Genomic DNA, 15,114 nt, shown 5'->3' with positions numbered 1-15,114 from the left:
AAAAGCGAACTGGCCGTCCGTTGTCCATGAAGGAGAAGGATTTTATTGAACAAAGCGTATGTTTTAGGTTCAAATTATTATATTGGTTTAAGCATTATTCGGTGTCTTGGAAAGAACAACATTCCAGTGGTGACCGTCGATTATTCGAAAGATGGCGCATATGGGCTTTATTCGAAATACTGTTCGGAAAACCTGATTGGCCCTCATTACCAGAGAGAATCGGCTGAATTGGTGAAATTCCTCATTTCGCGGGCAATTGCTGAAAAGGAAAAACCGTTTCTTTATCCAAGCTCAGATCCTTACGTAGAATTTATCGACAATCATTTTGATGAGCTGAAAGAGCATTTTTTGATTGCCCAAACAAAAAAAGGGCTCAATACGCATTTGATGAACAAAGATTTGCTGCACGATTTGGCAAGCAAGCACGGAGTGGCAGTTCCAGAGACGATGACTCCGGAATTTCCTTTTGATCCGGCGAAAGTGGAAGCGCGCATTGGCTATCCTTGCTTAGTAAAACCTGCGGATTCGCATCTTTTTGTCGCTCATTTCCGTACCAAGCTATTTAGAGTACAAAACCGCGAGGAGTTGGTAGAAGCGGTCCGGAAAAGCAAAGAAGCAGGGCTTGACGTCATCATTCAGCAAATGATTCCGGGCTTTGATGATTGCATGTATACATTTGACGTTTACATGAATCAGCAATCGCAGCCGACGCATTGGATGACATGCAAGAAAATTCGCCAGTATCCCATTAACTACGGCGCTTCAGTTTATACCGAACAAAAACACGTTCCAGAACTGTTTGACATTGGCGCTCCGTTCTTAAGCGCTATTGGCTATACGGGATTTGCGGAAATTGAATTTAAAAAAGATGAACGGACTGGAAAGTTTTACTTGATCGAGATCAATGTGAGAACAACTAACCTGAATGTTCTTTTGGCTAGTTGCGGCTTGAATATGCCGTTAATTGATTACCGTGAGTTAACTGGCAACCCGATGGCTCCGCATACCGTTTCAACTCATACAAAAAAAGCTTTTTGGTATTTGTATGAGGATTTACTTGCGATTAAAGGTTATATCCGTACAGGCCAGCTGAGCGCTTTCAACGTGCTGCGTTCGTTGGGGCGGAAAAAAGCCTATGCGATTTGGGACTTCAAGGATCCAAAACCTTTTTATAAGTTTATGGAGTTAAAAGGTTCTGCCGTTAAACGGAAGCTGACATCAAAAAAAGCATAAAGGAGATTTGAAATGATTAGCTGGTCCCAACTTATTTCATCTATGAAAATACAAAAAAATACAGTTCATGAAGACTTTGCTGTTCGCGGCATTGCTTATGATTCCCGTGACGTTCAAGATGGCTATGTGTTTGTAGCCATCAAAGGATTTGAAACGGACGGCCATAAATACATCACTGAAGCGGTCAACAAAGGGGCAAAAGCGGTTGTAGTAGAAACTTCTGATGCAGCGGACGGCTTTCCTCATGTCGAAGTAGCTAATTCGCGGATCGCTTTGGCTGAGCTTAGCTCCGCTTTCTACAACCATCCGTCTTCGAAAATCAACGTCATTGGCGTAACTGCAACCAATGGAAAAACTTCTACAACCTATATGATTGACCGCATCCTTTCCGAGTATTTTGGCAAAACGGGCCTTGTGGGCACGGTTATTACAAAAATTGGAGATTTGGTTTACCCATCCGAATTGACAACGCCTCAATCAACCGATTTGCAGGAAATTTTTTACCAAATGACTGAAAATGGCATTACGCATGCGACGATGGAAGTTTCATCGTCAGCGCTTGATTTGCACCGCGTTCATGGCATTGAGTTTGATATCGTCAGTTTGAACAACATCAGCAGAGAGCATATTGACTTGCATGACTCGTTCGAACAATACGTCGAAACCAAATCGCGCCTCATTACGGAAGCGAAGCCGAGCCAGTTTGCCATTTTGAATTTGGACGATTCGTACTCATCAGCATTGATTGAAAGAACGGATGCAAAAGTAGTGACGATCAGCACCAAAGACAAAAAAGCTGATTTGTATGTAGAAAATTTAGATTTGTCTACAGGTCAAGCGCAATTTGATGTGGTGATCAATCAAGACAGCACGCATTTAGCAAGCCGCAGATCGACTCCTTCTTTTTCATTGTCTCTTGAAACTTCAGGCATGCATTCTGTTTATAATGCGTTGGTTGCGATTGCAGCAGCGCTGCTTAGTGAAGTGCCAGTCGAGAAAATTCAAAAAGGATTGGAAACTTTCGAAGGAGTGGAACGGCGATTTGAACTCGTTTACGATGAAGACTTTAAAATTATCGATGACCATTTTGCCAACGCCGGCAATATTGATGTGACACTTGGTTCGGTCCAAAAAATGGACTATGACAACCTTGTGTTGGTTTATGCGATCCGGGGCAATCGAGGCAAAACGGTCAATCGCGAAAACGCCGAAAAAATAGCCGAATGGTCGAAGAAAATTGGCTATCAAACAATTATTGCGACAACCAGTTCATCGCATGTGACGGCAAAAGACCGTGTGACGGATGAAGAAATCGATGTCTTTATGCAAGAAATGGCGAATGCCGGCATAAATGTTGACCTTTTTGAAGAATTGGAAGATGCAGTAGCTGAAGGATTGGCACGTGCCCATTCGGAAGACGTTTTGCTTCTAGCAGGATGCCAAGGAATGGATTATGGCTGTGAGCTGACATTAAATGTCTTGCGCCAAAAACTAGCAGGCAACGATTTAGAGAAGTTGGAAAGAAAAGTGGGCAACCGGACTCTTAAACTGCAAAAATAAGAGGCCAAATGAAAAGAAGCCGTCTTCGGCTTCTTTTCATTTGGCGCAAAAAGACAATCCTTGTCTTTTTCTGCTGCCTTCTCTAAGATGAAGAGAGAAGATTAAAGGAGCGTAAATAATGTCAGACCTATTAAAAGATGAAATTAGCAGTAGAAGAACTTTTGCAATTATTTCCCACCCGGATGCCGGGAAAACGACGTTAACTGAAAAATTGCTGTTGTTTGGCGGCGCCATTCGAGACGCTGGAACAGTAAAAGGCAAAAAAACAGGTAAATTTGCGACATCCGACTGGATGGAAATCGAGAAGCAGCGGGGGATTTCCGTTACTTCATCGGTCATGCAATTTGATTATAGCGGCCATCGGGTAAACATTTTGGATACTCCTGGTCACCAAGATTTCAGTGAAGACACATACCGTACGTTAATGGCGGTTGACAGCGCGGTCATGATTATCGATGTGGCAAAAGGAATTGAAGCACAGACAGTCAAGCTGTTCAAAGTTTGCAAAATGCGCGGCATTCCGATTTTCACCTTTATCAATAAAATGGACCGCCAAGGAAAAGAGCCGCTTGAGTTAATGGAAGAACTTGAAGAAGTGCTTGGCATCCAATCGTATGCCATGAACTGGCCAATCGGCATGGGGAAAGAATTTTTAGGAATTTATGACCGTTACAACAAACGAGTAGAACCCTACCGTTCAGAAGGCGAACGGTTCTTGGACATTGACGAAGACGGCCAATTGATCGGCGACCACGATATGAAAAAAACGTCTTATTACACTCAAGCGTTGGAAGACATTGAATTATTGAATGAAGCAGGCAATGACTTTTCGATTGAACGTGTTAAAAAAGGCGAATTGACCCCGGTCTTTTTCGGAAGTGCACTCGCTAACTTTGGCGTAGAAACCTTCTTGGAAACGTATTTGCAATTTGCGCCATCGCCTCAGCCACGGGATACGAAAGAGCAAGAAAAAATTGATCCGGTTGATATGCCTTTTTCCGGATTCATCTTTAAAATCCAAGCAAACATGAATCCGGCGCACCGCGACCGCATCGCGTTTGTCCGCATTGTCTCCGGGAAATTTGAACGGGGCATGAACGTGACCTTGGCGCGCACCGGAAAGTCGTTCAAGCTTTCCCAGACGACGCAGTTCTTAGCGGACGACCGGGAAATGGTAAACGAAGCGGTAGCAGGCGATATTATTGGGCTGCATGATGTGGGGAATTATCAAATCGGGGATACCATCACAACGGGCAAGAAATTCCAATTTGAAGACCTTCCGCAATTCACACCGGAATTGTTTGTGAAAGTGACGGCAAAAAACGTCATGAAACAAAAGCATTTCCACAAAGGGATTCTGCAATTGGTCCAAGAAGGCGCCATTCAATACTACAAAACGCTCCATTTGGAAGAAGTTATTCTTGGCGCTGTTGGACAGCTTCAGTTTGAAGTGTTCGAACACCGCATGAAAAATGAGTACAACGTTGAAGTCCGCATGGAACCGATTGGCTCTAAGATCGCACGCTGGATTGAAAACGAAGCAGATGTCAAAGAATCAATGTCAAGCGGCCGTTCGATGCTTGTGAAAGACCGTTTTGACAATTTGGTGTTCTTATTTGAAAATGAATTCGCTACACGCTGGTTCCAAGATAAAAATCCGGATATCCGGTTGTACAGCTTATTGTAAGAATAGAAAACCTGCTTTCAGCAGGTTTTTTGTTTGCTCAAAAAGCATGTTGCAGGAACGGTTAAATTTGCGGAAAGGGCCGATTTTTTTTATGATTAAAGAACGATGTGAAAAGAGGGTATGAACAAATGAAAATAAGCGATTTTTCGATAAAGAGGCCAGTTTTTACAACTGTTATCATGTTTTTAATCATTATTCTCGGTGCTGTTTCATTTTTCAAAATTCCAGTTACACTCATTCCGGAACTCAATCCTCCGATTGGCGTTGTGGTGACCAATTATCAAGGAGCGAGTCCGACAGAAGTAAGTGAAAAAGTTACAAAACCGCTCGAAGCGAATTTATCGACTGTACCGGGACTGAAGTCGCTTCAATCGACCTCTCAAGAAGGGGCGAATTTTATTTTATTGGAATTTGATTGGTCCACTAAAATTGACGATGTGCAAAACGACATCATGCAGCGCATCGATTTAACTCCTATTCCTGAGGATTCCAGTAAACCACGTTTTCTGAAATTTGACCCAGCCCAATTCCCAGTCATTCAACTATCCTTGCGTGCTCAGGAAGAGGGGACGGATGTCCGTGTGTTGGCGGAAGAATTAGAAACGGAGCTTCTTCAGACAGAAGGAGTGGCAAACGTTAATATTTCAGGTTCGTTAATTGAAGAAATTCAAATTTTGCTGGACCAGGAAAAGTTAGAAGACAAAGGTTTGCAGCAAGCAGATATTGTTCAGCTGATCCAGGCCAATAATGTATCAATGCCAGGTGAGCCGATCGAAACAGATGATGGCCGCCAATTGACAACCCGTATTGTTAGTGCATTGACTACGGTAGAAGATATTGAAAATCTGGTTATCACAGTAAACCCATTAGATGGAAAATCTGTGACCATTGCAGATGTAGCAAAAGTCAACCTTGGAGAAATGGAGCGGAATAGTTCGACTCGTGCCAATGAAGAACCGGCTGTTTTACTTTCCGCTTTGCAGGAGTCAGGCGCCAATACGGCGGATGTGTCCGAAGCCTTCCAAGAAAAGCTGGATGAACTGTTGAAAGAAGACAAATTCGCAGGGGTTAAAGCGGACATCTTGTTTGACCAAGGTGACTATGTCCAGCTTGCTGTAGGAAACATTGGCCAGACACTTCTTTTTGGAGCTATTTTTGCTATGCTCGTGCTTTTTTTCTTCCTGCGCGGAATAAAGAGTCCGATCATAATCGGCATTTCGATTCCTTACTCTGTTATTGTGACGTTCGTTCTAATGTATTTTGCCGACTTTGCGTTAAATATTATGACCCTTGGAGCATTAGCACTTGGAATTGGGATGCTCGTGGACAATGCCATTGTGGTTATTGAAAATATCGAACGCCATTTAGCGCTCGGTAAAACACCGAAGCAAGCCGCGTCAGAAGGTTCAAAAGAAGTATCTGGAGCTATTATCGCTTCAACATTGACGACGATTGCTGTATTTGTTCCGGTTATTTTCATAACAGGATTAATTGGAGAGATTTTCTTTGAATTCGCGCTAACCATTTCATTTAGCCTTTTTGCTTCGCTTGCGGTGGCTTTGACCGTCATTCCGATGTTGGCTGCGCGAATGCTGGATAAGCCGAAAGGCAATATCGAAGCAAGAAAACGTCGTTCGAAAGGGTTGAAGAACTTTGAACGCTCTGTTATTTGGGCATTGCGAAATCGAATGGCCATTCTAATCACTACTCTAGTGGTTTTTGCTGCATCACTATACGGCATTTTCCAAGTAGGGACGGAGTTCTTGCCTGCTACTGATGAAGGTTTTGTCAGTGTTTCAGTCGAATTAGAAAACGGTTCTTCTCGAACTGCTACAGATGAGATAGTCAAATTAATCGAAGAAGAAGTAAAAAAAGAAAAAGATGTCAGCGTTTATGTCAGTTTGATAGGCGCTACACAACAATCGCAATCCCAAGGAACGTCCAGCTCTAATACAGCTGAAATGTATGTGAAATTAGTGCCGTTAGATGAACGCGACCGCTCGATTTTTGAATTTGTCGATGAGGTGCAGCCGCGTGTTTTAGAAAAAATCGGAGACCGTGCAGAAGTTGGTTTTAACCTTCAAACGGCTACCGGTTCCACTCCAAATACGTTGTCATTTACGGTTTCAGACACCGACAAAAATCGCCTTGATGATGCCGTTACAAAAATCAACGATGCATTAACCAAGCTGCCTGATGTCACAGAACTAACCAACAATCGCGACGAAACAATTGATGAAATCCAAATGAATATCAACAAAGAAGCGGCGACCGAGTACGGCTTTGCTCCAGCTCAAATTGCACAGACTGTCAACAACATTACACGGGGAGTGCCGGCTTCTCAAATTATTACTGAAGATGATGAAGTGGTAAGTGCCTTGGTTGAATACGATGAACAATATCGAAACAGTATTGGCAAGCTTGAAACTTTGAAATTACGTACGCCATCGGGCCAGTTTGTTCAACTTCAAGAACTGGCGGAAATTGATATTGAGCAAGGACCGGTAAATATTCAGCGAGTAGATCAGGCAGACAGTGTGTCCTTTAACTTGCAACACCGTTCTGATGAAAACCTAGGCGATATGTCAGACCGGGTAGACGAAGTGCTTGCAGATTTGAATTTGGATAGCGAAACGATGATAACGTTCGGCGGCGACCGGGAGCTGTTCGATAACGCAATCAACGATATGCTGTTGGCTTTGGCGCTTGCAGTTGTTCTGGTTTATATTGTTATGGCAGCACAATTTGAATCGTTCAAATATCCTTTTGTTATTATGTTTACGGTTCCGCTTATGGTGATCGGTGTGGCAATCGGGTTGGTAACTACCCAAACGCCAATCAGCATTACGGCAATAATTGGGATACTTGTGTTGGTGGGAATTGTTGTGAATAACGGAATCGTTCTTGTGGACTACATCAATCAAAGAAAAGCAGCTGGGATGGACTCCTATGAAGCAATTTTGACTGCTGTGCGCGATCGTCTGCGCCCAATCTTAATGACGGCTTTAACAACCATACTTGGTTTAGTTCCACTCGCTCTAGGTCTTGGAGAAGGAACGGAAATTAACCAGCCAATGGGGATAACCGTTATTGGGGGAATGATCAGTTCTACTTTCTTAACGCTATACATTGTTCCGATTATTTACAGCTTATTTGATCGTCAAACGCGTGATTTAAACAAAAAATAATTTCTAACTAAAAGTTGTTTGGCTGATTGCATAATGAGGCCAATCAGCTTTTATTTTTTTAAGAAAATCGTCGAAATATTTAGTATGATGGAAGGATAGGAGGGATTCGATGATAGAAATTGTGATTACTGGATTTCCGGGTTTTATTGCCAGCCAATTAATCCGAAAAATTGCCTTAGAGAATATGGGGATTTCTGCTATTATATTGCCCGCAGAACGTCAAAAAGCTGAGCAGCAAGCTACCTTGATCCAAAAGGAAACGGGATGCCGTCCACTTAAGCTGATTGAAGGGGATATCACGAAAGCCGGTCTTGCAATAAGTTCGGAAGATATTCAGTATATAAAAGAACGTACTATTGTATTTTGGCACCTCGCCGCCATTTACGATTTAGCTGTGCCACGTGAGGCGGCTTGGCTAGTAAATGTAGAAGGAACAAAAAACGTCAATGCCTTTGTCGCGGCTTTGCCCAAAGTAGAGCGCTATATGTACTTCAGCACGGCTTATGTGGCAGGAGCGCGGGAAGGGCAATTGCTGGAAAAGGAATTGATCCGTCCAGAGCGCTTTAAAAATTTTTATGAAGAAACAAAGTTCGAAGCAGAAGTATTGGTGGAGGCATTGAAAAAAACCGTTCCCACTACGATAATCCGTCCGGGCATTGTCCGCGGGCATTCCACAACGGGGCAGACGGTCAAATTTGATGGACCATATTTTTTCCTGAACATGATTGACCGTGTCCGAAAGTTGCCGTTTATACCGTATATTGGCCATTCGACAGCGTATATCAATGTGGTGCCAGTCGACTACATCATTGAAGCTGCAACATATTTGAGTGGGTTGACAGAGGCTGCTGGAGAAACGGTCCATCTTACCGATCCGAATCCACACCCCGTAGAAGAAGTATACCGGGCCATGGTCTTTCAAATGACCGGGAAAACACCGCGAAAGCGGATTCCCCATAAGTTGGCAGCCTGGTCTCTTTCGCTAGCAATGGTCCGGAAATCGCTTGGCGTGGAAGCCGAAACATTGGATTATTTAACGTGGCATGCCTCGTTTGATACGCATAATGCAAAGCGGCTGCTCGAGAAAAGCGGAATCGAATGTGCGGATTTTTTGGAAACCATCCCTGCCATGGTTTCCTTTTATCAACTCCATAAAAAAGACGGAAAGTTTCATGTAGCCATACAGTAAAACTTTTACACTAACTTAATAAGTGATATAATTAGTTTATAATTCAATAGACTTTTGACGTTCAGTCAAAGGGGAGTAGCTTTAGGGAAACCTATTTCATAGTCGTCAAGACGTGGCGTAAGCCATCGGTTATGATAGCGATTTTACATGCTTAGCGAGACCTTTGCCTTTTATTAGGCAGGGGTCTTTTTTGCTGGCAAAATTAGGAGGAGAAAGAATGGATACATCGATTTTATTGGAGTATGCATGGGTTCTGCTGGTACTAGTCGGACTTGAAGGGCTTTTAGCTGCGGATAATGCTGTCGTTATGGCGGTAATGGTCAAGCATTTGCCAAAAGACCGGCAGAAAAAAGCATTGTTTTACGGATTATTCGGAGCGTTCATTTTCCGGTTTACGGCACTCTTTATGATTACGCTCCTTGTTAATATTTGGCAAATACAGGCGATTGGAGCAGCCTATCTTTTATTCATCTGTATAAAGCATTTGATCGATCAGCGAAAAGACAATGATGAAGAAGACCATGCAGTTAAAGAAAAAGAGACCAAAGGGTCTAGTTTCTGGATGACGGTATTAAAAGTCGAACTTGCAGATATCGCTTTTGCCATTGACTCCATGCTTGCAGCTGTAGCTTTGGCCGTGACCTTGCCGCATCTAGGCGATTTTAATATCGGCGGCATCAATGGCGGGCAATTTTTCGTCATGTTAGCGGGTGGATTGATCGGAGTTGTCATTATGCGTTTTGCGGCCCATCAATTTGTGCGGTTATTGGAAACTTATCCTCAGCTTGAAACAGCCGCTTTTGTCGTCGTTGGATGGGTTGGGGTAAAACTTCTTGTCATGACCCTATCCCATGAAAATGTCGGCATTTTACCGCATGACTTCCCACATTCGACTTCTTGGACCATCACCTTCTGGGCAGTCTTGGTCGGCATTGTTGTCATCGGTGCATTGATTGGGTTGAGAGAAAAGAAAAAAGAAGATTTGAATTAACAATCCTCTGTAAAAAGCAGGACACCTCGGAATTTGGAGGTGTCCTGCTTTTTTTGCTGCAACATTCGGCGGTATATGGAAAGAAATCAATTAAAGAAAAAAAGACGGACAAAAAAAACGAGAAGCAAGCGAATACTTATAAAGAATTACGGCGCCCCTTTTCTTATCCAATTTCTGCCGGTACAATCAAGTAATAGTGAGAGATTGAAAAGAGGTGAACGGAATGCTGCTGTCGGCAATAACAGGGTTATTTGGACGAAAAGAGCAGTCTGCTGCAGAGGTGCTGGCGCTGCAAGCACAACAGGGTGACGAAGAAGCGCTGTCGGATCTGCTCAAATCTTATGGCCCGTTCATGAAAAAAACAGCAGCTCAAGTATGCAAGCGGTTTATAGACGATCACGATGATGAATACAGTATCGCGCTTGCCGCCTTTCATGAAGCCATTCAAAGCTATGAAGAAGAGAAAAACGCTTCTTTTTTGGCTTTTGCCCATATGGTTATCCGCAGACGAATCATTGATTTTATTCGCAAAGAAAGCGTGCGAAAAGAATACAGCCACGACTTTAACAGCCGCAGCGATGAGGAAGAAACGGCGAATTGGATTGAAGACAAGAGAGCCTTCGAGCAGTACACCATTCAGCAGCAAACGGAAAAGCGGCGCGAAGAAATCGGCCGCTATGAAAGTCTGTTGATTGAATATGGATTAAGCTATCGCATACTTGCAGACGTTTCCCCGAGCCACGAAGATGCCAGGCGAATGGCTGTCCAAATCGCGCAGCTCGTTGCGGAAACAGAAGATTACAAAGAGTTTTTAATCCATAAAAAAAAATTGCCGATAAAAGAAATTGAACAATTGGTCAACGTATCAAGAAAGACAATCGAACGCAACCGAAAGTATATTATTGCCGTTACACTGTTATTAATCAGTGATCTGCATTACTTAAAAGATTATTTAAAGGAGCGGTTACGCTGATGCATATGCAAAAAGGAATTTGTATAGAAGTAAAAGGCAACCGCTCTATTTTTCTTACCGCAGATGGCGAATTTATCCCAGGCACTGCTGTAAATGAAACAGCGGTGGGGGAAGAAGGCTATTTCCGGCCGCTAGCTTCCGAAAAAACGATTTTTTGGAAACCGATATGGGTGCCGCTTGTGGCAGTGCTTGCTGTTTTAGCTATCGTCTTTTCTATTGTTGCACCATCAGGAGAAGCATATGCATATGTACAATTGCAGATCAATCCAGGCGTGGAAATTGGCGTAAACGAAAAATGCCAAGTCATTTCCATTAGGGAATTAAATCCGGATGGCCATGAAGTGATCGGGAAATTAGAGGGGTGGAAAAACCAGCCGCTGGATACAGTTTTACAGCGGATTATAGACCTTTCCTTAACCGGATCAACAGAAGAAATGACCATTACGACAGTAGCAGGTGAAAATGCCAACTCGTCTCTAGAAAACATGGTAATGGCCATATCAGCAGATGCTTTGAAGAATAATGTCAACGTCCACCTCAAAAAAGCGACAAAAGAACAGTGGCGAAAATCGGTGAAAGAGAATGTTCCGGTCGGTCAATTTATCAAAGAATACGAGTCGATCAATCAAAAAAACGAGTCGCATCCGGAAAAATTAAAAGAAGAACCTCAAGAAGAAAAAACCTTAGAACCTAAAGAAACGAAGAAAGACCTCCCTGCTTCGGAACCGAAAGTAGAAGACCCACCTAGTGAAAAGCCGAACGAGGACAAAGAACCTAAAAAAGCAATGCCAGATGGTGCCGATCAAATCAAGTCAAATCCGCCGGTTCCAAAAGAGAAGCAAGTGATTCCTCCAAGGCAAAACAAGAAACCGCAAATCGTGCCGAACCAAAACAACAAGAAAGCAACTCCTCCCGGACATGAAAAGAAAAAAACAGAGGCACCTGGCAAAGTGAAACAGAAAGAAAAACCGCAACCTCCGGGAAAAGTCAGTAAACCCGAAAAAGCACAGCCGCCCGGAAAAGTAAACAAACCGGAAAAAGCTAAGAGCCCAAGCAAAGAGGAAGAACCCATAAAAGAAAAAGGGCCAAACAAAGAGAAGGAACCAAAAAAAGAAAAACCGAATGGCCCTGAAAAAGATAAAAACCATTCCGATGATGAAAAAGGAAAATCCGATAAATCGAATAAAGAATAGCAAAAAGTGAGTGACGTTCATCTGGTTAGTACTGAAAAAGTGCCTGAAGAGAGAGAATTTTTATATTCTCTTTCTTTTTTGTGATTCTTTTCATAAAATGAGTAAAGAACGAAAGCGGAAAGGAACTATCTCATCATGAATAAAACGTTTCAAAAAATTCGAAACGCAACTCCTGCGCAAGCTATCGTTGCGTATTATTTTGTAGCCATTGCGATTTCCTTTCTGTTGTTAAGGCTGCCCAACGTCCACAAACCCGGTGTCAAATTATCATTCATCGATACTTTATTTACGGCGGTCAGCGCCGTCAGTGTAACAGGGTTGACGGTAGTGAACGTTTCCGAAACGTATTCCGTATATGGGCTCATTGTCATTTTGTTTATTTTACAATTAGGCGGAATCGGCATTATGTCCATCGGCACATTTTTTTGGCTGATTATCGGCAAGCGTATTGGGCTGCGTGAGCGTCAGCTGATCATGGTGGACCATAATCAGTTTAATATGTCCGGCGTTGTCATGCTGATTCGCAACATCATCACCATTTTATTGGTGATAGAAGCGATTGGCGCACTCATCCTGACGCTTTATTTTACTCAGTATTACGACAGTTTTAGCGAAGCTTTGCTGCATGGGATTTTCAGTTCCGTTTCCGCTACAACCAATGGCGGGTTCGATATTACGGGGCAATCAATGGCACCGTATTTCAATGACTATTTTGTGCAAATAATGAACATGCTCTTAATTATTCTTGGGGCCATCGGATTTCCGGTGCTCATTGAATTGAAAGAATTTCTTTCCAACAAAAACAAAAGGTTTCGCTTTTCGTTGTTTACAAAAATTACAACTAGTACATTCGGCCTCTTACTGGCCGTTGGGACGTTGGGGATTTTTCTTCTTGAAGCCGCCAATTCGTTAAAAGGAATGAACTGGCATGAAAAACTTTTTGCATCCATGTTCCATTCTGTTTCCTCACGTTCAGGAGGCATGACTACCTTTGACATCACTACATTTAACGATGCCACGAGTGTCTTCTTAAGTGCATTAATGTTTATCGGAGCTTCTCCAAGTTCAGTAGGAGGCGGAATCCGGACAACGACATTTGCGATTGCCATTCTCTTTTTAATCAACTTCGCAAGAGGAAAAAACACGATCCAGATTTTCAAGCGAGAAATCCAGCTGATTGATGTGTTTCGGTCGTTTGCGGTGATCATTCTAGCAATTTTCATGGTGTTGGTGGCAACGATGGCTTTATTGATCACCGAGCCTCAAGCCACTTTAGTGGAAATTATTTTTGAAATCACGTCAGCATTCGGAACGTGCGGCATGAGCCTTGGCCTTACTGCTGATTTATCAACAGTTGGCAAAGTGATCATTATGATTCTTATGTTTATTGGTCGGGTAGGGCTAATTTCCTTCCTCTTCACAATTGGCGGAAAAACAGATCCAACGAATTTCCATTATCCGAAAGAACGCGTCATCATTGGCTGATCAAGAGTCCCGAGGAGATTTGCCGTGCCATTTTATCGGAATAAGACTATAATAAGAATATTGAAGGTTACCAAGTGGAAATGAGTGGTTGCAATGAATGAAGAAGTAAAACAATCCTTAAAGCTTTTTATTGTCCTGTCCCGAGCTCACAAAGCCATTTCAGAACAAACCAATCAGTTTTTTCAGGAGCACGGCGTAAATCCGACTGAATTTGCTGTTTTGGAACTGCTTTATCATAAAGGCAAACAACCGCTGCAAAAAATAGGCGGAAAAATCTTGCTGGCAAGCGGATCGATTACATATGTAATCGACAAATTGGAGAAACGCGGGTTTATTACACGAGTCAATTGCCCAACCGACCGGCGCGTGACATATGCAGAGATTTCTGAGCTTGGAAAAGAATTTATGGGCTCAATTTTTCCGGAGCATGAAAAGAAATTGCATGAACTGACTGGCGTGTTGTCGAATGAAGAAAAAGAACAAGCGATTGAATTGATGAAAAAACTTGGTCTTTCCATTAAAGACTTGTCTTATTAAAAAAAGGGCTAGCCGTAATTGGCTAGCCCTTTTCTATAGAGAGAAATTAAAGCGGCAAAGGCAAGACGAGAAACAGCAGGACGATCAACACTAAATGGGCAATAATGATAAGCGGCATACTGCGCTTCCATTCATAAAGTGTGCCAAGCACAATGCCCGCGAAGGCGCCGGCAAATCCACCTAGTACAAACTCGCCAAGCGACAAGGCCAGCCCGAACAAACTAGCCGAGAACAAAATTGCAAGAGAAGTGGGCGCGTATTGCTTTAATTGCTGCTGGACAAAACCGCGCCAAAAAATTTCTTCACCCGGCACGATAATAAGCATCAACAACAAGAAATGCCAAATCGAGGTTGGAGAAAAGGCGGAAAAAAATCGGGCAACGTTCTTCTCGTCAGCAATTGGGAAAATGGCCAAAAGTTGAAAACCAATAGCGATAGCCCCGTAGATCAACGCTCCAAATGTTAATCCGAACAAGACAGATTTCCAAGTTGCCATTTCATCAAAAATTTTGCTGAACATAATTGCAAGCGACATCAGCACAAGAATTGCAAAAGTATACATATACCAAAAGACAGCTGTGTTTTCAAATACCCAATTATATAGATAAAAAGCTAAAGGAATAAGCAAAAGGAGCTTATGGCTTTTTAAAAATCGCAACATGAAAAAATCCTCCTAAAAATTAAACCCAAGTTCTTGTATAAAAGAACTTTTTCAACAAGATGGCAGTCTTTTTCCATTGTTGTATAATGGAATTAAACATCTTATAAAAATCCTGCTGCATCACTCATGAGGAGCGATTTTTGTTTTTTAAAGCTGAATTCTATTCATCCTTTTACGATTATAACAGAATAGACAAGTTAAAATGAAGAGAAAGGGGAATAAGGCATGCCAGACTACGAAAAAATGCTGGATCAATTAAGACATGGAGAAATCGCCTTCATTCGGATAGAAAAAGAAGATTTTCTGGAGTTTCGAAAAGTATTGATCAGCCAAAGCGATTTCAAACATTTCCGCGGAGCAGCTTTTCATCATGGATTGACGATTTATACATATACAGAAGAACCATCAAAATAAGAA

General features: G+C 42.5%; 12 protein-coding genes. 11 read left to right on the top strand and 1 reads right to left on the bottom strand.

Features of this window, described 5'->3' with window-relative positions; all coding sequences use genetic code 11:
* The first annotated feature begins 45 nt into the window (after positions 1–45).
* From ACRRQV_RS05840 to ACRRQV_RS05795, 10 genes are all read left to right on the top strand, one after another.
* Positions 46–1,233: a carboxylate--amine ligase gene (locus ACRRQV_RS05840; protein WP_432528636.1), complete on the top strand. Its 1,188-nt coding sequence runs from the start codon at positions 46–48 to the stop codon at positions 1,231–1,233.
* A gap of 42 nt (positions 1,234–1,275) precedes the next feature.
* Positions 1,276–2,793 (top strand): Mur ligase family protein, encoded by a 1,518-nt coding sequence (locus tag ACRRQV_RS05835; RefSeq protein WP_432528634.1) that lies wholly within the window; start codon positions 1,276–1,278, stop codon positions 2,791–2,793.
* 118 nt (positions 2,794–2,911) lie between these two features.
* A complete protein-coding gene (locus ACRRQV_RS05830) occupies positions 2,912–4,480 on the top strand; it encodes a peptide chain release factor 3 (RefSeq protein WP_432528632.1) in 1,569 nt (522 codons plus the stop codon).
* 128 nt (positions 4,481–4,608) lie between these two features.
* Positions 4,609–7,668: an efflux RND transporter permease subunit gene (locus tag ACRRQV_RS05825; protein ID WP_432528630.1), complete on the top strand. Its 3,060-nt coding sequence runs from the start codon at positions 4,609–4,611 to the stop codon at positions 7,666–7,668.
* A gap of 109 nt (positions 7,669–7,777) precedes the next feature.
* A complete protein-coding gene (locus ACRRQV_RS05820) occupies positions 7,778–8,857 on the top strand; it encodes an SDR family oxidoreductase (RefSeq protein WP_432528628.1) in 1,080 nt (359 codons plus the stop codon).
* Positions 8,858–9,074: 217 nt separating this feature from the next.
* On the top strand, positions 9,075–9,848 hold the full coding sequence (locus tag ACRRQV_RS05815) for a TerC family protein (RefSeq protein ID WP_432528626.1): 774 nt from the start codon (positions 9,075–9,077) through the stop codon (positions 9,846–9,848).
* Between the two features lie 223 nt (positions 9,849–10,071).
* Entirely contained in the window at positions 10,072–10,821 is a 750-nt protein-coding gene (gene sigI, locus ACRRQV_RS05810) for an RNA polymerase sigma-I factor (protein ID WP_432528624.1), read from the top strand.
* Entirely contained in the window at positions 10,821–12,014 is a 1,194-nt protein-coding gene (locus ACRRQV_RS05805) for an anti-sigma-I factor RsgI family protein (protein WP_432528622.1), read from the top strand. The genes sigI and ACRRQV_RS05805 overlap by 1 nt, the downstream gene beginning before the upstream one ends.
* A 135-nt stretch (positions 12,015–12,149) precedes the next feature.
* Positions 12,150–13,499 (top strand): TrkH family potassium uptake protein, encoded by a 1,350-nt coding sequence (locus ACRRQV_RS05800; protein ID WP_432528620.1) that lies wholly within the window; start codon positions 12,150–12,152, stop codon positions 13,497–13,499.
* 93 nt (positions 13,500–13,592) lie between these two features.
* Positions 13,593–14,036, top strand: coding sequence for a MarR family winged helix-turn-helix transcriptional regulator (locus ACRRQV_RS05795; RefSeq protein WP_432528618.1), 444 nt, complete (start codon positions 13,593–13,595; stop codon positions 14,034–14,036).
* Between the two features lie 46 nt (positions 14,037–14,082).
* Here ACRRQV_RS05795 and ACRRQV_RS05790 read toward each other — a convergent pair whose 3' ends face one another.
* Positions 14,083–14,697, bottom strand: coding sequence for a CPBP family intramembrane glutamic endopeptidase (locus ACRRQV_RS05790; RefSeq protein ID WP_432528616.1), 615 nt, complete (start codon positions 14,695–14,697; stop codon positions 14,083–14,085).
* A gap of 225 nt (positions 14,698–14,922) precedes the next feature.
* Between ACRRQV_RS05790 and ACRRQV_RS05785 the strand changes: the two genes are divergently transcribed.
* Entirely contained in the window at positions 14,923–15,111 is a 189-nt protein-coding gene (locus ACRRQV_RS05785; RefSeq protein ID WP_432528614.1) for a hypothetical protein, read from the top strand.
* The last annotated feature ends 3 nt before the right edge of the window (positions 15,112–15,114 follow it).

It is taken from the genome of Planococcus sp. YIM B11945, from assembly GCF_050864155.1.
Classification (GTDB): Bacteria; Bacillota; Bacilli; order Bacillales_A; family Planococcaceae; genus Planococcus.
This window is presented reverse-complemented; position numbering and strand designations above follow the sequence as displayed.